General features: G+C 38.8%; 20 protein-coding genes. 11 read left to right on the plus strand and 9 right to left on the minus strand.

Annotated elements, in window-relative coordinates; all coding sequences use genetic code 11:
* Position 1: 1 nt before the first annotated feature.
* Complete coding sequence (locus AOR04_RS04015) at positions 2 to 1,054, minus strand: efflux RND transporter periplasmic adaptor subunit (protein ID WP_096792610.1); 1,053 nt, start codon at positions 1,052 to 1,054, stop codon at positions 2 to 4.
* Positions 1,055 to 1,301: 247 nt separating this feature from the next.
* On the opposite strand from AOR04_RS04015, the gene AOR04_RS04020 reads away from it, so the two are divergent.
* From AOR04_RS04020 to AOR04_RS04045, 6 genes are all read left to right on the plus strand, one after another.
* A complete protein-coding gene (locus AOR04_RS04020) occupies positions 1,302 to 2,006 on the plus strand; it encodes a DUF2982 domain-containing protein (protein ID WP_007377554.1) in 705 nt (234 codons plus the stop codon).
* 33 nt (positions 2,007 to 2,039) lie between these two features.
* Positions 2,040 to 2,372 carry a hypothetical protein gene (locus AOR04_RS04025; RefSeq protein WP_007377553.1) on the plus strand — a complete coding sequence of 111 codons (333 nt, stop codon included), beginning with the start codon at positions 2,040 to 2,042 and terminating at the stop codon, positions 2,370 to 2,372.
* 68 nt (positions 2,373 to 2,440) lie between these two features.
* Positions 2,441 to 4,081: an Lcl C-terminal domain-containing protein gene (locus tag AOR04_RS04030; protein WP_096792611.1), complete on the plus strand. Its 1,641-nt coding sequence runs from the start codon at positions 2,441 to 2,443 to the stop codon at positions 4,079 to 4,081.
* A gap of 9 nt (positions 4,082 to 4,090) precedes the next feature.
* The gene (locus tag AOR04_RS04035) at positions 4,091 to 4,609 is read left to right on the plus strand and encodes an Lcl C-terminal domain-containing protein (RefSeq protein ID WP_096792612.1); all 519 of its coding nucleotides are present in this window, start codon (positions 4,091 to 4,093) and stop codon (positions 4,607 to 4,609) included.
* A gap of 162 nt (positions 4,610 to 4,771) precedes the next feature.
* A complete protein-coding gene (locus tag AOR04_RS04040; RefSeq protein WP_007377550.1) occupies positions 4,772 to 5,689 on the plus strand; it encodes an ExeA family protein in 918 nt (305 codons plus the stop codon).
* A gap of 11 nt (positions 5,690 to 5,700) precedes the next feature.
* On the plus strand, positions 5,701 to 6,738 hold the full coding sequence (locus AOR04_RS04045; RefSeq protein ID WP_096792613.1) for a general secretion pathway protein GspB: 1,038 nt from the start codon (positions 5,701 to 5,703) through the stop codon (positions 6,736 to 6,738).
* 9 nt (positions 6,739 to 6,747) lie between these two features.
* On the opposite strand, the gene AOR04_RS04050 is transcribed toward AOR04_RS04045, so the two are convergent.
* Positions 6,748 to 7,941 carry an HD-GYP domain-containing protein gene (locus AOR04_RS04050; RefSeq protein WP_096792614.1) on the minus strand — a complete coding sequence of 398 codons (1,194 nt, stop codon included), beginning with the start codon at positions 7,939 to 7,941 and terminating at the stop codon, positions 6,748 to 6,750.
* Between the two features lie 113 nt (positions 7,942 to 8,054).
* Positions 8,055 to 11,858: a bifunctional proline dehydrogenase/L-glutamate gamma-semialdehyde dehydrogenase PutA gene (gene putA / locus AOR04_RS04055; RefSeq protein ID WP_033028985.1), complete on the minus strand. Its 3,804-nt coding sequence runs from the start codon at positions 11,856 to 11,858 to the stop codon at positions 8,055 to 8,057.
* 170 nt (positions 11,859 to 12,028) lie between these two features.
* On the opposite strand from putA, the gene AOR04_RS04060 reads away from it, so the two are divergent.
* Positions 12,029 to 12,511: a winged helix-turn-helix transcriptional regulator gene (locus tag AOR04_RS04060; protein ID WP_033015324.1), complete on the plus strand. Its 483-nt coding sequence runs from the start codon at positions 12,029 to 12,031 to the stop codon at positions 12,509 to 12,511.
* A 54-nt stretch (positions 12,512 to 12,565) separates the two neighbouring features.
* Here AOR04_RS04060 and AOR04_RS04065 read toward each other — a convergent pair whose 3' ends face one another.
* The 4 genes from AOR04_RS04065 to AOR04_RS04080 all read right to left on the minus strand — a co-directional run bounded on the left by AOR04_RS04065 (position 12,566) and on the right by AOR04_RS04080 (position 15,385).
* Positions 12,566 to 13,402 carry a mechanosensitive ion channel family protein gene (locus AOR04_RS04065; protein ID WP_007377545.1) on the minus strand — a complete coding sequence of 279 codons (837 nt, stop codon included), beginning with the start codon at positions 13,400 to 13,402 and terminating at the stop codon, positions 12,566 to 12,568.
* Between the two features lie 38 nt (positions 13,403 to 13,440).
* On the minus strand, positions 13,441 to 14,184 hold the full coding sequence (locus AOR04_RS04070; protein WP_096792615.1) for an LrgB family protein: 744 nt from the start codon (positions 14,182 to 14,184) through the stop codon (positions 13,441 to 13,443).
* Positions 14,177 to 14,530 carry a CidA/LrgA family protein gene (locus AOR04_RS04075; protein ID WP_076923569.1) on the minus strand — a complete coding sequence of 118 codons (354 nt, stop codon included), beginning with the start codon at positions 14,528 to 14,530 and terminating at the stop codon, positions 14,177 to 14,179. The genes AOR04_RS04070 and AOR04_RS04075 overlap by 8 nt, the downstream gene beginning before the upstream one ends.
* A gap of 63 nt (positions 14,531 to 14,593) precedes the next feature.
* Positions 14,594 to 15,385, minus strand: a complete 792-nt coding sequence (locus AOR04_RS04080) for a crotonase/enoyl-CoA hydratase family protein (protein ID WP_096792616.1) — start codon at positions 15,383 to 15,385, stop codon at positions 14,594 to 14,596.
* Positions 15,386 to 15,639: 254 nt separating this feature from the next.
* Here AOR04_RS04080 and AOR04_RS04085 point away from each other — a divergent pair, with 254 nt between their 5' ends.
* Genes AOR04_RS04085 through AOR04_RS04095 form a run of 3 tightly spaced genes read left to right on the plus strand, consistent with a single transcriptional unit; the run spans position 15,640 to position 17,335 of the window.
* A complete protein-coding gene (locus tag AOR04_RS04085) occupies positions 15,640 to 15,960 on the plus strand; it encodes an HI1450 family dsDNA-mimic protein (protein WP_007377541.1) in 321 nt (106 codons plus the stop codon).
* Positions 15,961 to 16,007: 47 nt separating this feature from the next.
* Entirely contained in the window at positions 16,008 to 16,820 is an 813-nt protein-coding gene (locus AOR04_RS04090; protein ID WP_007377540.1) for a DUF481 domain-containing protein, read from the plus strand.
* A 26-nt stretch (positions 16,821 to 16,846) separates the two neighbouring features.
* Positions 16,847 to 17,335: a hypothetical protein gene (locus AOR04_RS04095; RefSeq protein ID WP_007377539.1), complete on the plus strand. Its 489-nt coding sequence runs from the start codon at positions 16,847 to 16,849 to the stop codon at positions 17,333 to 17,335.
* A 41-nt stretch (positions 17,336 to 17,376) separates the two neighbouring features.
* Here AOR04_RS04095 and AOR04_RS04100 read toward each other — a convergent pair whose 3' ends face one another.
* Positions 17,377 to 17,862 (minus strand): FKBP-type peptidyl-prolyl cis-trans isomerase, encoded by a 486-nt coding sequence (locus AOR04_RS04100; protein WP_096792617.1) that lies wholly within the window; start codon positions 17,860 to 17,862, stop codon positions 17,377 to 17,379.
* 12 nt (positions 17,863 to 17,874) lie between these two features.
* A complete protein-coding gene (gene ygfZ, locus AOR04_RS04105; RefSeq protein WP_096792618.1) occupies positions 17,875 to 18,786 on the minus strand; it encodes a tRNA-modifying protein YgfZ in 912 nt (303 codons plus the stop codon).
* Between the two features lie 164 nt (positions 18,787 to 18,950).
* Between ygfZ and AOR04_RS04110 the strand changes: the two genes are divergently transcribed.
* Positions 18,951 to 19,202 carry an FAD assembly factor SdhE gene (locus AOR04_RS04110; RefSeq protein ID WP_008134821.1) on the plus strand — a complete coding sequence of 84 codons (252 nt, stop codon included), beginning with the start codon at positions 18,951 to 18,953 and terminating at the stop codon, positions 19,200 to 19,202.
* Positions 19,203 to 19,230 lie beyond the last annotated feature (28 nt).

Below are 19,230 nucleotides of genomic sequence, written 5' to 3' on the forward strand. Positions count from 1 at the left end.
ATTACCCCTTTACGCTTACTTTACTTCCAGAGCGAATTTTTATTAGCCCTTCAGTAACAATTTGCTCGCCATCATTTAAACCTTCATCGATAGCAACCCAGCCATTATTTCTGCTTGCAACATGTACTTCAACTTTATTGGCTACTCCGTCTTGAATTTGAAAAACAAAGTGTTTGTCTTGTAAAGGGATAACCGCTTTTTCTGGCACCATTAAAGCTTGGTTGCTGCTTAGCTCAAGTGCTGTATTTAATAACATGCCAGGGCGAAGTAACCCTGATTTATTCGCAAAGCTTGCTGTTACTTCAACACTGCGTGTCACCGAATCAATACGCGAGCTAATATGCGTTACCTTGCCATTAAATGTCTGCCCTGGGTACGCGTCGTTTTGAGTTAATACTTTCATGCCCATATTTAATTGTGCTAAATATTTTTCAGGCACTTTAAAATCAACTTTAATAATACTAATATCATCAAGTGTGGTGATTATTGTAGCGTTGTTTACGTAGGCGCCAACTGATATTTCACGTTTACCTAACAGGCCTGAAAATGGCGCGGTAATAGTCATTTCATTTAACTTTGTTTTAGCGCTTTCTAGTTGCGCCTCTGTTGCATCAACGCGAGATAGCTGCTCTTCTAATAATGACTTTGCAGTTGATTGAGATCGTGAAAGTTCGGTTAAGCGGTTGAGTTGACGTTTCTCTTCTTGTAAGTTAATGCCAAGCTCTTTAACTGCAAGTTGTTCTTGCTTACTTTGTAGTTGCACTAATTTTTGGCCTTTACTAACTAAGTCACCGTCTTTAAAGTAAATATCTGTGACATAATCGTTTTGGGCACTTTTAATATAAACAGCTTGGTTAGCACGTGCACTACCAATAGCTTCTATCATTACCGCGTTTTCTTGTGATGTCACAGTATGCGCAGATACCTGAGTAGACATTTTAGATAAGTCGGCTTGTTCACCATGGCTTGACGGTAAATATAAGTAAACGCTAAATATCAAAAGTAGCGTAATAATAAATGGAAAAAGAGCTTTGCCTGATTGTCTTGAGTACATCGTTTTCATACCTGAAAATTAATTGTAAGTATTGTACGAAATAAGACCGGAGAAAGGCGGTTATGTGTCTCATAAATTTGTGCGTTAAGCGTAAAAGTTAATGATCCTGATGCAGTGTCCCCCTTTTGTTACATATAAAGTGGTAAATATATGAATTTTAAAACATCCTGTAAGGCTTGTATAACTGCCCGCAAAGTTATTTTATGGGCTATTATTATGTTGATATTTTATATGGTGTTCTATCAGCATGGATAAAAACGATAGAAACCATGTAAAATACAGGGCACAAGGCGCACGTAATGGCATCGAAATATTAATAGTGGGTGCCATTGGGTTGGTGCTTATTATGGGTTTTAATTTATTACGTCCAGATAAAATAAGTATTGTTGAAGTTTTTTTAGTGAGTGCTTGTATCGGTGCTATTTTTATTGGGTTTTTAAAAACTCAAGAACCCTTCTATAGTTTAATATTAAGTGAATCTAAACTTATATATCAGCATAAGTATGGAGCATGGCACCTTTTTCAAAGTAATTTTAGGTATAGCGGTATACCTAAGGTTGAGGACGGGGTTGAATACATTGAGTTAAATACTGTGGGTATCAAAGTAAATGATATTGATGAATTTTTAGCAAGTTTATCACCTAGAATTGCAGGGAAACTGCTAATAGAACAACGACATTTATTTATGCAAGCTGTTCAAAAACATTGCAAAAATGGTCATTGCCCATCAGAATGGTTAATAGAAGATACACAGTATATCTCTCAAAGGGGAATAAGCTATAATGGGCTTATAGCTATGTTTGCAAATAGAACAAAGCACCTTCAGCTGTTAACAGGTTATGATTTATTGTTACCTGCCAGTGTATTAGATAGAGATATTTGGGCGTTTAGTGCTAACTTAAATAAGTGGAAGCAAAACCCCAGTCAGTTTATAGCGACGCAGAGTAAATAACGTAAATACTCAAGTGCGGTAGTAGGAATAGTAATGAGTCAAGACAGATCCTTTTTAAAAAGTGGGCGAAATACCATAATACATAAAGATAAAAAACACGATTTAGTGATTGTTAACTCTGAAATTCATCCGCGAATTAAAGTAACACAAAATGGCCTAGAGCCTTTTAAAGAAGAGTTGCCAAAAAATCGACGTGATGCAAAAGATCGTTATTTAGAAATAGTGTATGTTGGAAGCCCAGACGTGTTTGGTGAAGAAAAACAGCTATTGTTCATTCAAGCCTTAGATGGGCGTGAATACAAAGTAGATTACAGTAAAATCGGTACTAAGTTGTTTGTACGTATTCATCAAGATACTTATATGTAGCACTTTAATGGCATCTTTATTGCTTATGATTACACTATAGTAACTATTTGACATAAAAGGTGCTTTGTATGAAAGCGTTTGCTTTAATTCCTCTTATTGCTTTGCTTTGCGCATGTGGAGGCGGTGGTGGCAGCGATGATGCCGATGTAGAATCATCTGTTAATGCTGGAAACGACTTACAAATTATTGAAAAAACCGATTTTTCCATTACAGCACAGGGTTCTCCTGCTGATGGAACTTTTACTTGGCAACAAGTAAGCGGTCCAAGCTTAGAAGGCTTTCCGTTAGAGGGAGCAGAACAAACGCTCACCGCACCAGATGTAAAAACTGACAGTGAAATAGTTTTAAGAGTGAGCTATCAAAGCTCCGGCACTAGCGCCGTTAGTGACGACATTTCCATCTCAGTTAGTTCTAATAACCAGCTTCCCCTTGTTACTGTTACACAAACATCGCCTGAAACACTTCCTTCTGTATACAAAGACACGGTCACTTTAAGCGGTCTTGAGTCAAGCGATCCGGATGAAAATGGCCAAATTGATAGCTATTTTTGGCAATTGCTATCGGGGCCTGAGTTAAATATTGCGAGCTTTAATGAGTCAACACTCAGCTTTTCTCATCCATTGCTTGAAAGTAACGTAAATTTATCTTGGCAGTTAACTGTTATAGATGATGAAGGCGGTGAGGCAAGCACTCAATATTCAATGACCCTCAACAAAACAAATGAATTAGTGGATGCAAATGCGGGTGCTGATCAAAATATTGAAGAGTTTGAGCAGGTAACACTTGATGCAACTAGCAGTGAAACCGTAACAGATACATACCAATGTAAATGGCAACAACTTACCGGTAATACCGAAACATTAAGTAATAGTAATCAGTGTACAACGACATTTTTTGCCTCAGATGTAGACACCGAGACCACATTGAGCTTTGAAGTAACGGTAACTGACTCAAAAGGACGTACAGACACAGATTCTTTATTTGTAGATGTATCGCCAAAAGCTCTCGGGCTTATAAATGATAGTGGTGTGGGTGAGTGTTATAACAATACCCAGCGTATTAATTGTGAAAGCGATGACTTTCCCGCGCAAGATGCAGAACTTGGCCGCGACAGCTTTGCAAATCGTTTGGATAAAGTAGGTAAAGGTAATTTAGCGTTTGATTATACGAAGTTAAATGAATTTGCCGATGAAGTGTCTGATACCAGCAATAGTTTTAATTGTATTCGCGATAACGTAACAGGGTTGGTTTGGGAGGTGAAAAGTGTGGCATCTGGCACGGTACCAAATACTTCGTTACGTGATGGTCAAAATCATTATTTTTGGGATGTAGGCAACACGACCTTTACAGATACAAGTTCAGCTAATAGTACGTGCCCTGATAATACAAGTTGTGGTGTACAAAGCTATATAAACGAAGTAAATGACTTAGATTTTTGTGGCGGTACGAACTGGCGATTACCTAGTTACAAAGAGCTTTTAGGCTTAATTGATTACGGAAAACAAGGTCAAAGTGTATTAATTGACGAGGCATTTTTCCCTAATATGCCAAGTGAAAGTGCATTAAGCCATTTACGTTACTGGACCTCACAAACAGCAGCTGATGGTACAAGTTTATCGCAAGCGTATATTATTGATATGAGTGATGGTAACGATCTTGCTTATCCAAAAGAAAATACTGCTTATGTACGTTTAGTTAGAAGTCGTTAGGAGAAAATAATGAAATTAAAATTACTCTATGCAATAACAACTATAAGTTTGAGCTTTAATATTGCAGCGGCGCAAACGTGCTACGACGGTGCAGATACCACAACACCGACAGATAGATTTACTATAAATGCAGATGGCACAGTGTCTGATAGCGAAACTGGCCTTATGTGGCAACGCTGTAGTTATGGGCAGACTTACAATACAGAGACACAACTTTGTGAAGGCTCAACACCTTCTCTCACTTGGCAAGAGGCACTACGCGGAGCTAAAAATGATACAACCGCAGATTACGATGATTGGCAAATGCCTAACATTAAAGAATTGGCGAGTATTTTAGAGCACAGTTGCACAGAGCCGAGTATTAATGAAACTGTATTTTTTGGCACTAAGCTTCAAAATTATTGGTCAAATACATCGGGTGTGAGCACAATGAGCTCTGCATGGGTCTATCAGTTTGATAGTGGCCTAAATAGTTTGCATGCTAAAACAAGTAATGTGTATTTACGATTAGTGCGCTATGAAAAATAAAAAAGTGTAAATTTAAAGGTATAAAGCGCAACTTTAAAACAGCTGCGCTTTTTTGTTTTTCATAAATTTACGTTATTTCAATAATAAAGCACTCACAGTGTTGTCACTTAGGGGCTTTTTTTGCCATTATAGGCCGTGATTTAATTATGAAGGAACATCACGGTGTATTTAAGCTATTTTGGCCTGAACGAAAAACCTTTTTCTATCTCGCCTAACCCCCATTACTTGTTTTTAAGTGAACGGCACAAAGAAGCCTTAGCGCACCTTACCTATGGATTGGGTGAAGATGGCGGCTTTGTATTATTAACGGGCGAAGTGGGCACCGGAAAAACCACGATCACTCGCAGTATGCTTGAGCAATTGCCTGAAAATACCCAAGTCGCAATGATCCATAATCCAGCACTTTCGGAGCTAGAGTTATTAGCCAGTATTTGTGATGAGCTTAATATTAGTTACGATACTAATAATTCGACGCTTAAAAGCCTTACCGATATTATAAAAAAGCATTTAGAGACTAATAATAAATCGGGTGGTCACACCATACTTATCATTGATGAGGCACAGTTACTTGCTCCTAATGTGCTTGAGCAATTGCGCTTGCTGACAAATATAGAAACCGATCATAAAAAGCTATTACAAATAGTGCTTGTGGGCCAACCTGAACTCCAAGAGCTTTTAAAGCGCAATGAATTAAGACAACTTGCTCAGCGAATAACAGCTCGTTACCATTTATTGCCGCTTACGCAAGGCCAAACCGTGGCTTATATAAAGCATCGTTTGCACGTTGCAGGGTGCGATAAAGGGATTTTTTCGATGGATGCTATGCAAGCAGTTCATCAATTAACGGGTGGTGTGCCGCGCCTAATGAACTTGGTGTGTGAACGTGCTTTAGTGGGCACATTTGCAAAGCAGCAGTTGATAGTTGATGGCGATATAATAAAAAAATCAGCACATGAGTCATTACCAATGGATTTTGTAGCGCCAGTTAATGAAGCGAACAAGGGAACATCATTTGTATCATACAGCTTTGCTTTCGCTACTTTATTTGCCGTAGGTATTGGGCTTTCATTTATTTTATAGTTAGGTAAGTTATGTCTTATTTATTAGATGCGCTAAAGCAGTCGCAGCAATCAGATATGAGTGCTGAGCAGTACGACTTGCAATCAGAACAGTTAAAACAGCAGCAAGCACTCAAGCGTTATAGGCGATTAGCATTAGTTTTTGGTACAAGCTTAGGTGCTTTTATTGCTGTCGCTGGTGGCTTTACTGTCGGTAAGTGGTTTCAAAGTTCTACCTTATTAAACGCAGCGGGACCCGCTGTACTTAATGTGGTTGAAAGCGAAAAATCAGCACCTAAAGAAGATGCTAAAAAAATAGATACTGAAGTTGAAAAGCAGCAAATAGCTAAGTTAGAGCCTGTAAAAGTAGCTTCAACAAATACTGCAACGATTGAAGGGCAACTTGTGCATGTGCAAACACCTAATGGTGTACAGCAAATGTTATTAACCCCTAGTGGGCAATATATCCCTATGCCATCGAGTCAGGTCACGAGCGCAGCAGGTTATAATCAGCAAAATATGCAACAAGTAATGCCGGTTCAAAATTATAATCAGCCAGCGTTTAACCCACAAAGTAATTACAATCCAAATAATGCACAAAACACTTCGGTATTCGGGAAAAATCAAAATACCGCATCGGCTCAACTAGATATGAGTAAATATAAAGTACTAGGTAAGCCAATTAATGGTAGCAATCAATCTCAACAAGTGAGCGATCCTGAACTTGATGCCGTGCCAACAACGCTTAAAAATGCATTTGCGCAAGCGATACAAGATGTCGAAAAAAATCAAGATTATGAAGTTACTCAAGCATCAAAAACGTCATCACGTGTTGAGCCTGTGGAGCTACTGCCTGATGGTTTGCAATCAATGTTGCCTAGTATTAAATACCAAGCGCATATTTATTCATCCAGTGCTGATAAACGTTGGATAAAGTTAAATGGACGAGAGCTACATGAAGGAGAGAGTATTGGTGCGCTAACGGTTAGAGAAATAACACCAGAGCAGAGCGTCCTTGATTTTGATGGTTACGAGTTTAGTTTAAAAGCATTGCAAGATTGGCCGCAATAAGCGACCACTCTATGGCAGTATTGAATTTTTATAAAAACGTTCTAAATCAATATTATATTCTTTTGGTTTAACAGTTGATTCAAGGGTATCTAAAGTCTTTTTATTGGCTAAATCTATATCTTGTACTTCCGTATAACGGCTGTGTTTAGCACTGTAAAATGTTTTTACTATCGGTTTTAGTGGCGATGCAGGGTTGCTTTCAGTCACTAGTCCGACTTTTTGGCTTGATAACCTTACTAAAGTCCCAACCGGGTGAATACCAATGCATTGAATGAATTTAGTAAGCAGCACAGGGGCAAAACTATCGGGGCAGCCTTCTTTTAATATTTTAAATGCTTTAATAGGTTCCATGCCAGCTTTATAAACGCGTTCAGCGGTTAATGCATCATAAACATCAACAATTGAGGCCATGCGCACATATTGGCTTATTTCATTGCCTTTTTTACCAAACGGATAACCTTTGCCATCCAAACGCTCATGATGCATACCAGCAATATCAACAGCGATTCCTTTTAAGCCAGACCCTTCTAAAATTTCTTTACTAAAAAGGGAATGTTTTTTCATTATTTCGAATTCAGCGTCGCTAAAACGACCCGGTTTATTGAGAATTTCGTCAGGTATTTTTATTTTACCAATATCATGTAACAAAGCACCTGTTGTTAATTGTTCGATAATTTCTTTATCTATTTCTAAGTGCTTAGCAAAAATACTCATTAAAATAGAAACATTAATAGAGTGCTCAAGTAAATAAGCATCTTTTTGACGCATTTGTGTAAGGCACGCTAACGCATCTTGATTTCTAAACACTGAATCCATAAAGCCACTTGCAAGCTCTCTAAAAGGGGCTATATCTATTTTTCGGCCAGCTTTTATTTCTTTAAATGCTTTGAGTTGAAGTGTTTTAGCTTCGTCATAAAGCTTTTTAGCTTTGCCCATTTCTTGTTCTGCACTGTGTGCTTTTTGCCAAGGGTCTCGTTTGATTTTTACTGCAGAAGTGCTTTCTAGCTCTTTTTCAGGAACTGTATTGACAAGGGTTTTATCAGGATCTATTTCTACTTCTAAGATCCCTGCTTTTTTTAGCTTATCAATATCCGCTTGAGTTTTAACCCAGCCTTGGCTTTTAACTTTAATGCGACCTGTTTGCTTAGTAACATGTTGTACAAACATACCTGGAAGTAATTGTGAAATAAGAATGGTTTTCAATTTATTTACTTATATAGTTTGATTAACTATAAAGTAACAAACTTTACGCTATTTACATAGTAAAAAGGCACCATTAGGTGCCTCTCGTGTCTATTAAGAAATTAGTTTTCTAATTACTCATCATCTTCAACAAGCGTCATTAGTGATGTGTTACCACCTGATGCTGTTGTATCAATACTGATTGTTTTTTCAGTAATAAGACGTTTGATTAACGTATCGTAATACTCAGAGCTAATTACTGGTAAAATAGCACCTTTACGCTGTGCTAGCTGCTGGCTAAAGTAGCCTAAGCGAGACGAGCGAGCAGCAACTACTGCACCTGCTAAATGAGGGTGAGCCAAGATAGCTTGTAACTGATTAGGTTTAGCAACTTGGAAAACACCTTCAGCAACACCTGTAGAGATAAATTTATCTTTAAAGGCAACAGCTTCATCATAAAACAGCTCAGACGCTACAGTAATTACCGTATTACCTGCGGCAATAGCGGTAATGATAGACAATGCCCAGAAGTTAAATGATGTGCTCTTATCTGCATAACACACGACACAACCACGCGCTTCTAGATGAAGTGTATTAGACTCACCCGTTGGCCCAGGCAGGGTAGTAAATTTACGCATGTGCTTTTCTAGGCGGTTAAGCTGTGCACGAGCTTCTGATAGTGTTAATGCCAAATCGTCTGCTAAATCGTCGATAATTTCTACCGTCGCGATTTTAGCAAGCAACTGACGTACAGCCGAAACACGGTCATTTAGCGGTGTTGCACGCCAAATCTTTTCATCGCGCATTGAGTTAGCCATTAGCTTTTTAACTTGTTCATTTGCACCACTGTAGTGGTGTAAATCAAGTTCGTCTGGCGTCAGGTTTGTCATTTGCACGTTATCTGGTGATGCCTTTTCTTTTACTAAACGTTGTAGGTAGTTAGGGCCACCGGCTTTAGGGCCAGTACCTGATAAACCACGGCCACCAAATGGTTGCACACCAACAATAGCACCAATCATGTTGCGGTTAATGTAAACATTACCCGCACGTGACATTTTAGCAAGGTATTCACAGCGCTCTTCAATACGTGAATGTACACCCATTGTTAAGCCATAACCTGTGTTGTTAATTTGATCCATCACATCATCAAGTTCGCTCGATTTAAAACGCACAATATGAACACATGGGCCAAATACTTCACGTTTAAGTACTGATAAGTCCTTAATTTCATATAAACGAGGCGCAAAAAAGAATGCACCATTTAATGTATTATCAGGAATTTTGCACTCGTAATGCAGTGTTGCATTACCTTTTAAGTACTCAACATGGTCGTTTAAGTTTTTAAGTGCTTTTTCATCAATTACAGGGCCTACATCAGTTGATAGTAACGATGGGTCGCCAATGTGTAACTCAGCTAGAGCCCCTTTAAGCATATCGATGATGCCATCAGCTACGTCTTCTTGAATAAATAGAACACGAAGAGCCGAACAACGTTGCCCAGCACTTTGAAAACCAGAACTGATCACATCGTCAACTACTTGCTCAGGAAGCGCCGTTGAGTCAACAATCATACAGTTTTGGCCGCCAGTTTCTGCAATTAACGGTACTTGAATATCGTTACGTGCTGCAAGTGTTTGAGAAATTAATGTGCCTGTTTCTGTAGAGCCGGTAAACATAATTGCTTGAATGCGTTCATCAGGAACAATTGTTTTGCCTACTTCAGAACCACGAGCAATAACCGGTTGAACAACATGTTCAGGTAAGCCAACAGACAGCATTAGTTCAATTGCACGAAGGGCAATTAAGCTTGTTTGCTCAGCAGGTTTTGCTATTACTGTGTTACCTGTAACAATGGCAGCAGCAACTTGGCCTAAGAATATTGCAAGCGGGAAGTTCCACGGGCTGATACATAAAATAACGCCACGGGCTTCAAAGCGTTCATCTTGCGATAGCTCCTCAGCGCGCGCCGCGTAGTAACGGCAAAAATCAACCGCTTCACGCACTTCATCAATACCGTCTTGTGCTACTTTACCCGCTTCTTTAATACAGATAGCAACAAGTTCGTCGTGATGACGCTCTAAAATATCAGCAACGCGACGCAGTAAATTTGCACGTTCTTTTACTGATGTTTGCGACCATGATTCAAAAGCTGCTTCAGCGTTAGCCAGTAATACTTTCATCTCTTCGCCAGTTTGTAATTTAACGTGGCCGATGATTTCTTTATGATTCGCTGGGTTTTTAACGGCCAATGAGCCTTCAGGTACTTGGCTTTGCTCAATTAAATGCTCATTAAACCAGCTTTCAAGATTCTCTTTGAAAGGGGTAATAACGTTAATGTCGGTTAAATCCATGCCTTTAGAGTTAGCACGTTCTTCACCGTATAAATTAATTGGCATTTTAATTTGCGTATTGTACTTGTTACGTAAGCCTTGTAGTGTTTCTACAGGATCTGGTAATAGCGATTCAACAGGTTTAGATGTATCTACAATGGCATTTACAAATGATGAGTTAGCGCCATTTTCTAATAAACGACGAACAAGGTAAGCAAGTAAATCTTCGTGTTGACCAACAGGGGCATATACGCGGCACTGAATTTTTTCTTCGTTAACGATTTGGTCGAATAGTGACTCACCCATACCGTGCAAACGTTGAAATTCAAAACCTGTATTGTCGCCTTTGGCTACTTCTAAAATAGTCGCGGCAGTGTAAGCGTTATGTGTAGCAAATTGCGGATAAAGCACATCGCGCGCTTCAAGCATTTTAATTGCACATGCTTTGTAAGAAACATCGGTTGTGGCTTTACGTGTAAATACGGGGTAGTGATCCAAACCATCTTGTTGTGTGGTTTTAATCTCTGTATCCCAATAAGCACCCTTAACTAAACGGACCATCATTTTACGACCAACGCGGGTCGCAAGCTCGGTTAGCCATTCAATTACAAAAATAGCACGTTTCTGGTACGCTTGAACCGCTAAACCAAACCCTTGCCAATCACCAAGATCTTCATCGCTAAATACCGCTTCAATTACATCTAATGAAATATCTAAACGGTCAGCTTCTTCGGCATCAACGGTAAAGCCGATATCGTATTTTTTAGCGGCAAGAGCAAGTTCTTTTAACTTAGGGACTATTTCTTCCATCACACGGTCTTTATGAGTGAACTCATAGCGTGGATGAATAGCAGAAAGCTTAACTGAAATGCCAGGGCTCTTAATTGGACCACGACCATTAGCCGCTTTACCAATTGAGTGTATAGCATTCATGTAGCTGTCAAAGTAACGCTTCGCATCTTTCATTGTGCGCGCGCCTTCGCCTAGCATATCGTAAGAATACACATAACCTTTTTGCTCTGTATCGGCAGCACGTTCAATTGCCTCGTCAATGGTACGGCCCATAACGAATTGCTTGCCCATAATTTTCATAGCAAAGTTTACAGATTTACGAATAACTGGCTCACCTAAACGACCAATGGTCTTTTTAAGCATACCAAACTGCTGTTCTTTCGTTTTGTCTGTGTAGTTAACCATTTTACCGGTAACTAACAATCCCCAAGAGGACGCGTTTACAAATAAAGAATCGCTGCTTCCTAAATGAGAGCTCCAATCACCTTTGGCCAATTTGTCGCGAATAAGTACATCTTGAGTTGCTTTGTCTGGTACGCGAAGCAGCGCTTCGGCCAAACACATTAATACAACACCTTCTTCACTAGAGAGTGAGAATTCATTTAAAAGTGCGTCAACACCGCCTTGTCCATCTTGCTCTTTACGAATGTTTAAAACAATCTGGCGGGCTCTTTCCCATGCACGGCTTCGTGCTTTTACACCCACTTCTGCAAGCGGTAAAATATGATCGATAACCGCATTTTCGTCTATGCGGTAAAAGTCACGAATTTTCTGTCTAATAGGACAGTTAGTAGTTAAATCGCCGTTGAATAACATAAGCAACCCTCAGGAGTGTTTAGGATTTAAAGTAAAATTAATTACCAATAAATTATCAGTGATATTGTGAGTGCATTCTAATTAAAATTCCGCAGAATATGCTGGTTAAATTTCGCGATTTACGATAATTTACAGGGCATAAATTTAACTTATCCGCATAAAATTCTGTTATGACAATTCCAAATAGATTACGCATGCTAGATCGTATCGATTTAGCCATACTAGACGTTCTACAAAAGAACGGCAGAATTTCTAATGTTAACCTGGCAAAACAGGTTAACTTGAGCCCTAGCCCATGCCTTGATCGTGTTAAACGTTTAGAGCAAGAGGGCTACATAGAAGGCTATTATGCAAAACTTAGTGAAGCTAAGCTAAATCAAAGCTTAGTTGCTCATGTGCAAGTTTCGCTTGTTACCTCAAATACAGCCGTATTTAAAGTGTTTAGAGAGCATATTTTAAAAATTAAACAAGTGGTTGAATGCGACATGGTTGCTGGTGGCTATGATTATTTATTAAAAATACGCGTGTCTAACATGGAAGAGTATAGACAAGTATTGGGGGATTTAGTTGATATACCGGGAGTCGGTACGCACCACACTTATATGGTGATTGAAAAAATTAAACAAGACGATGGTTTACTAATTGATATTTAGTTTGTTCTAAAATGTGTGAGCTTGCGGCTAAGCAGGCTCACACTTAAAACTAAATTAACTCTCTAAACCGTTTTTATTAATTGTAATAACGCGTTGAGGAAATGGAATTTCAATCTTAGCGTTGTTAATTGCTTTATAAACACCGCCGTTAATAGCCAGTTTGGTTTCGATAATTTTAGTAGTAGGCACCCAATATCTGTAGCTGATTGTAACACCGCTATCGGCAAAACGTTCAATACCGACCTGCGATAATGGGTTTTGTGCGACCAGTTTGTGCGCTTTAAGTACCTCTTCAATTAGACTAATGGCGCTATCAGAACATGCACTATAAGCTATGTCTATCTCACCTTTGACCAATGAGTAACTAAACGAGTTGTGAAGTATTTCGCCCACAATATGTTTATTTGGAATAGTAATTTCTACTTTTTCTTCATTGATTAAAATGGTGTAACCCAGTTCAATGGTTTTAACTTGGCCACTTACATTTTTAACTTCAATTGTGTCGCCTACTACAAAGGGGCGTGTGGCAATAATTGCAAGCCCAGCACCATAGTTAGATAACATCCCTTGCAGCGCCAAACCAGCCCCTAAAGATGCAGCACCAATAGCTGCTACAAAGGGAGTAACACTTATACCTATTTTGCCAAGTGCAATAATTATAACCATTACAATTAGCAGTACTTTTACCACGCTACTGACAAAGTTAGTGAGCGTAATGTCAACATTATGGCGGGTCATTAACGCAGCTACAAATTTGGCAAGCTTTTGCGCTATCCACAAACCAATGAGGACGATAAAAATAGCACCGACAATTTGCATACTGTAGGTAACCATATACTCAGTAAGCATGGTGTAATATTTTTCAAACTGTTCGATTTCAGAACTGATCATAAAGCGCTCTATGTTAGGGCTATGTTGTATTTTTCCAACTATAGCAAAATGTTGACTAAAAATGGATATAACAGCGGTACTATAATCGCTGTTAGTAAAGCGCTTAGCGCCATTGCAACCGATGAGTAAGCGCCAACTTTTGGATGCTCGGCAATAGCAGCGGCAGTCCCAATTGCATGACAAGCTGTGCCCATGGCAACGCCTTGAGATTCGTGATTAAAAATATTAACGAGTTTAAAAAGCATAAAACCAAATAAAGCCCCTAGTAAACCAATAAAAATAACTAAAGCTGCAGCAAGTGAACTGATTCCACCCAATGAATCAGTGACGATTAAAGATATAGGTGTAGTGACACTGAGTGCGGCAACAGATGCACTTAGCTGCGCTGGCGCATTAAATAATATGCTTAGCAAAAATGCCACAACGGTTGCGTTAACAATACCTAAGCTACATGTTGCGACTATAAGTAATAGATTTTTTCGTACGTGTGTAAACTGCTGATATAAAGGAAGCGCTAAAGCGACAATTGCGGGCTCTAATAACCAGCTTAGCAATTTGCTGTGCGTGGCAAATTGCGTATAAGGCAAATTTAGATTAACGAGGAATAAAGCGATAATACTAATACTTAAAAATACGGGGTTGGTGAGCGATTTTAATACGCTGTTTTTTATACTTTGGTTTACGGCCCTTAGTGCTAAAAACAATGCAATTATAAAAGGAATACTTAGCCACCATAAAGTAGGCTGTAGCTCTGAAATAGCGGAAAAAGTAAAATCAGTCATTATTTTCTCTTCCCTTAAAGTACGCAATTACACTGCTAACAAGCAATAAGGTAGTTATAGGAACTAGCAACACAACTGATGCTAAAAATGCCCAGTGCGATTTTATAAGGCCGAGATGTTCAATAAATCCCACACCCGCAGGAATGAAAAATATAGGCATAATATTTAAAATAGGGGAGGCGCATGGTTTTACATGTTGCTCTTTTACAATACCCGATAAGAGTAAAACTAATAAAATAACCATAGCGAGTAACGGTGCAGGAAAGCTTCCACCAATAAAGTGCATAATGAGTTTAGCGCAGGCTAAACATAGTAAAATAATAGCGCTACTGAGCAGATATTTCATCAAAGTGGCTCACAGAAAAGATAAGAGCTTAACTTTAACAAATCAAACTCTTTTATGCATTGTCTACCAGTGCTTTGTATCTGCGTAGGTTATGTCCGCTTTTCCTTTTGCTTTAGCAATTGCTATTTTAGTGTTTGGGTTTAGCAATAAGCGAATTTGGCTGAAGGTTTCTTTAGCGAGTATTTTTCGTTGGTTTGGTTTATAGCTAAGTTGTGTAACACGTTTAATAGCAGCAAGCGTATCGGGTGAGCGCTCGAGTAATGTATTGAGCATGTTTTGCGTGGCTTGTTGAGTATCATCGGTAAGCTGAGTAACCAAACCTAGCTCATTTGCTTGTTGTGCTGTGATTGGGTTTGCGTGGCTTGCAAGCCAAAGTGCTTGGTCACGCTTAACTAAACCGCTCATCATTACATTTGCGCCCATATCGGGGCACAGCCCCCAGCGTGCTTCCATAATGGCAAGCTTGGCGTCAACATGAACAATTCTGTAATCGGCACCTAGTGCTATTTGTAAGCCCCCTCCTAAACAGTTGCCATCAATTTGTGCAATAACAGGAACGCTTAGTGACTGCCAGCCTAATACTACTTTTTGCGCTAAGTTTTGATTGCCAGGTAACCATTTGAGCAATAATTTTATAATATTCAATGGTGCCGCCATGACAGCTGATATATCAAGGCCTGCACAAAAATGCTCGCCATCGCCTTTTATTACTACAGCACGAATACTGCGATCTCTTTTTATGCTTTTAATGGCTTTGTTTAACTCTACAAACATTTGAAAGCTTAATGCATTTTGTTTTTTTGCTCTACTAAGCGTGACGGTAGCAATGCCATGTTGTTTTTCTAGTTTTATCATTACACACTCCTCTGACCTGTTACTTGAGCTTATGTTGTTAAGTTAACTAAGTAAAGAGAGAAAGTTTTTACACAAAAAATGAATTAATTGAGTAATTCAAAGTCTTATATTGTTGATCTTGCTAATAACAATATAAATATTTCGAAATGAGTGCAGCGATGATAAAAAAGTAAGGTATTTAAGCGTTTTTTTATCTATATAGATGCTAGTTTTGTTATTATGATGTCACTTAAAAGCTTAGAGGTTAATCACTCATGTCTGGCCCACGTTTACACACGATAGAAGAAGCAACTCATCAAGCCTATGATATTTTTTTAGAGCTAGCGCCAAATAACTTGAGCGATAAAGATGTTGAAGACTTTAATCAATACCGAGAAGATCTTGGCTTTATTGAAGAAGATGAGCCAGATGACCAATGGCAAGATTTTGTGGCACTTGAAATTGAGCCAGAGCACTTTATTCAAGTGTTAGTCGGTTTAGAATTTGAAAATGAAGATGCCTTATTTGCAAAAATTTTAATTAGTCGTGATAAAGACGCGCCGTTTTGTCATATTTTATGGAAAGAAAGTGAATAAGCCCATATGGCTTGTTTGTTTATAATTGTGTGCAAGAGAGCGTATTTGTGCGTAAGTATTTATTTTTAATTCTCTTATTGATTAGTAGCCCAAGCTGGGCTGTTGATCCTTTTGAAGATTTTCATGAATATGGACAGCTTTCGGATGAAGAGATCCATGAGTTACACAAAGGTGAAATGCTTTATGGAGATACTGAGTTTGGCTTTATTCTTAGCAAAGGCAATGCTAATTCGACCAGTTTTAAGCTCAAAGGTAATTTATATCAAGACTTTGAGAAGTGGCGTAATCAATTCAAAATAGATTCCCTTTATAAGCGTGATGAGAACGATGAAACAGGCGACAGCGATGTAACAGCTAATCGTGTGTTTGTCTCTGCACAGGGTAATTATAAAGTGGGTGTGAAAAACTCATCCTTTTTTATTTACGGCGATTACGAAGAAGATGAATTTAGCGGCTTAGATTTTAAAAGCACAATCGCAACCGGTTACGGTACTCGTGTATATCAAGGTGTTAAAAACAAAGTTGATATTGATGTAGGACCTGGTTTATATCGCTCCGTTGCTGATGAAGAGTCAGATGTAAGTGAGGATGATATAAATAAAACGGGTTATTTAGTCAGAGTTGCAATGCAATGGGAGCGTTTGGTTTCTAAGCGAACTCGTTTTAATCAAGATGTCAGTGTAGAGCAATCGCTTTCGGGTCTTAATTCTCGCTTTAAATCAGAAACAGCATTAATAAGCCAAGTCGTTGGTGCTGTATCACTTAAGTTTGCGTATATGTACCGTTATAATTCAAAACCCGAGGATGATAAACTTAAGTTTGATTCAGAGCTTAGTGCAACCTTGGTTTATAACTTTTAAGTATTTATTTAATTTTAGAGAGTGTTATGTATCAGCATAAGCAGTATGCGGTGTTCATTTTTTTTGTATTAGCATGGATAGGCGGATTTGTTGCACTAGCGTGGAACTTATTAGGTGCAGATGGACCCTTAATGATATTTACTGGTATTTTAGTGCTGGTGGGCTTTTTGTTTCATGGCTTAACAGTAAAAGTTGATGATAATAAAATAAGTTGGGCGTTTGGGCCTGGTGTTGCTGGGCAAAGTATTTTGCTTAGCGAGATTACTGAAGTAAAAGCAGTACAAAATTCATATCGCCATGGTATAGGTATCCGTATTACTCACGATGGTTGGGTGTATACAGTATCTGGTTTTAGTGCAATACAGCTAACGCTTAAGGATGGCACTATGTATCGTGTAGGTACAAACGATCAAAAAGGTTTACTAGCCGCATTGAAAGAAAAGAAAGTATCAATAGCACTTCCTAGTAAGACAAAAAGCGAAACTGAAGTGGTTAAGCGCAACAATATGATATAAAAAAAGCGCCTTAGGCGCTTTTTTATCTGCTGTATACAATATTAGTGGTCGTGGCCACACCCACCTTCGCCATGTACGTGGCCGTGAGTTAATTCGTCTTGTGTTGCATCACGCACTTCTAGAATTTCTACATCAAAGTTAAGTGTTATACCTGAAAGCGGGTTATTACCATCTACAATCACTTTTTCATCTTGAATATCGATGATCATTACTGATTGGTCGCCATCATCTGTTGATGCACGAAATTGCATGCCAACTTCAATTTCCATACCTTCAAACATTGATTTAGGTACCGCTTGCATTAGGTTGTCGTGGCGCTCGCCGTAACCTTCTTCAGGTTCAACCTTTACGCTAAGCGTGTCGCCTGGTTGCTTGCCCAGCAAAGCATTTTCTAGGCCTGAAATTAAATAGCCTGTGCCAATGATAAAGTGTAGTGGCTCACCACCGAACGAGTTATCAATGCTATTGCCATCATTATCCATTACCGAATAATGCATTTTTACCACTTTGTTTGCCGCAACGATCATAGTCATTCCTATTTATTCATCTTCAAGAGAGTAGGGTAGAGGCAGAATGCTTAGCTCCACCTGAGGTGTGTGTTTTGCACGAAGTACCTGAGTTACATCAGTATCGTTTGGCAACACAACGAGGCCTGTTAGTTTACTTGTTTGCTCATCAAAACTTTGCGTTATAAGTTTACCCGCACGGCGCCAGTTTTCGCCTAACTGGGTTTCCAGATCAAGCTCTGAAAGTAGCCCTTCGCTTTGTCCTGAAACGATATACATTGCGCGTTTATTCTTACCAAGGTATTTCATACGGGCCACAGTTTCTTGACCTGTATAACATCCTTTTTTAAAGCTAATGCCACCAATAGCTTGTAGGTTAACCATCTGCGGAACATATTCCCCAATAGCTTCACTACTTAATTGTGGTTCGCCGGCTAAAATTGCTGCTTGTTTCCAGGGCGCATCGTTATCAAGAGTCGATATATTATCAGGAATACTAAATTGGCTATCAACCATCAATAACACGCGATTATCTGCTAACTTTAATGCTTTACCATAACTCAAGTCGCACGCAGTAGCATCGTCTTCAAATGTTATACTAAGCTGAGCAAGTACGTCTGTTAAGTCATCGCCGATTAAGCCAATTAAACGCTCAGAGGAGACATTTATATCGACCTTTGCAAATACAGCGTATTTTTTAAGTTCAACTAACGACTTTTCTACTTCGGCTGCGCTGCCTGTAAGGTAATAGTTATCTTGATGAGAAAATAATTTAAATACACCCCAAAGCTTTCCTTTGGCACTGCAATGGCCAGTCCATAAATAGTTACTGCTGGTTAATTTATTGAGATCTTGAGTAATTTGCCCGTGCAAATAAGATAATTTATCAGCACCGCTAAGGCTAATAAGTTGATGAGATAACGGACATGCATAAACGCTCGACATAAAAACCTTCTTTGCAATATAAATGAAGTGACATAATAACGCAGTTGTTACGTATGGTACAGACAAGCGCTAATTGGCGTGGATTATTATTTTAATCGGCGATTAATAGCTGATAAGTTGACACGCATTTGTTAAACTCGAGTCAATTAAGTATGAGGTTTAAAATGGTTGAAATTCATAGTAAAGCACGTATTCGTTGGGCTTGCCGTCGTGGCATGTTAGAGCTAGATGTTTTGTTTATGCCGTTTGTAGAAGAAGCATACGACTCTTTGAGCACAGAGCAGCAAGCTATCTTTCAGCGTTTGCTAACAGAAGAAGACCCTGATTTATTTGCATGGTTTATGGGGCATCAAGAGTGTAAAGATGAGCAGTTAAATACAATGGTTTCACTTATTTTAGATAGAGTTCGTGTATAGATTTACAGTTACAGATAATAAAGCAGAC

The organism is Pseudoalteromonas sp. 1_2015MBL_MicDiv, assembly GCF_002407505.1.
In the GTDB taxonomy this organism is placed as follows: domain Bacteria; phylum Pseudomonadota; class Gammaproteobacteria; order Enterobacterales; family Alteromonadaceae; genus Pseudoalteromonas; species Pseudoalteromonas fuliginea.

What these genes read in the sequence shown, in the direction of transcription:
- AOR04_RS04015 (WP_096792610.1), bottom strand. Translation starts at nt 1,054, where the DNA reads ATGTACTCAAGACAATCAGGCAAAGCTCTTTTTCCATTTATTATTACG.
- AOR04_RS04020 (WP_007377554.1), top strand. Translation starts at nt 1,302, where the DNA reads ATGGATAAAAACGATAGAAACCATGTAAAATACAGGGCACAAGGCGCA.
- AOR04_RS04025 (WP_007377553.1), top strand. Translation starts at nt 2,040, where the DNA reads ATGAGTCAAGACAGATCCTTTTTAAAAAGTGGGCGAAATACCATAATA.
- AOR04_RS04030 (WP_096792611.1), top strand. Translation starts at nt 2,441, where the DNA reads ATGAAAGCGTTTGCTTTAATTCCTCTTATTGCTTTGCTTTGCGCATGT.
- AOR04_RS04035 (WP_096792612.1), top strand. Translation starts at nt 4,091, where the DNA reads ATGAAATTAAAATTACTCTATGCAATAACAACTATAAGTTTGAGCTTT.
- AOR04_RS04045 (WP_096792613.1), top strand. Translation starts at nt 5,701, where the DNA reads ATGTCTTATTTATTAGATGCGCTAAAGCAGTCGCAGCAATCAGATATG.
- putA (WP_033028985.1), bottom strand. Translation starts at nt 11,858, where the DNA reads ATGTTATTCAACGGCGATTTAACTACTAACTGTCCTATTAGACAGAAA.
- AOR04_RS04060 (WP_033015324.1), top strand. Translation starts at nt 12,029, where the DNA reads ATGACAATTCCAAATAGATTACGCATGCTAGATCGTATCGATTTAGCC.
- AOR04_RS04065 (WP_007377545.1), bottom strand. Translation starts at nt 13,402, where the DNA reads ATGATCAGTTCTGAAATCGAACAGTTTGAAAAATATTACACCATGCTT.
- AOR04_RS04070 (WP_096792615.1), bottom strand. Translation starts at nt 14,184, where the DNA reads ATGACTGATTTTACTTTTTCCGCTATTTCAGAGCTACAGCCTACTTTA.
- AOR04_RS04075 (WP_076923569.1), bottom strand. Translation starts at nt 14,530, where the DNA reads ATGAAATATCTGCTCAGTAGCGCTATTATTTTACTATGTTTAGCCTGC.
- AOR04_RS04080 (WP_096792616.1), bottom strand. Translation starts at nt 15,385, where the DNA reads ATGATAAAACTAGAAAAACAACATGGCATTGCTACCGTCACGCTTAGT.
- AOR04_RS04085 (WP_007377541.1), top strand. Translation starts at nt 15,640, where the DNA reads ATGTCTGGCCCACGTTTACACACGATAGAAGAAGCAACTCATCAAGCC.
- AOR04_RS04095 (WP_007377539.1), top strand. Translation starts at nt 16,847, where the DNA reads ATGTATCAGCATAAGCAGTATGCGGTGTTCATTTTTTTTGTATTAGCA.
- AOR04_RS04100 (WP_096792617.1), bottom strand. Translation starts at nt 17,862, where the DNA reads ATGATCGTTGCGGCAAACAAAGTGGTAAAAATGCATTATTCGGTAATG.
- ygfZ (WP_096792618.1), bottom strand. Translation starts at nt 18,786, where the DNA reads ATGTCGAGCGTTTATGCATGTCCGTTATCTCATCAACTTATTAGCCTT.
- AOR04_RS04110 (WP_008134821.1), top strand. Translation starts at nt 18,951, where the DNA reads ATGGTTGAAATTCATAGTAAAGCACGTATTCGTTGGGCTTGCCGTCGT.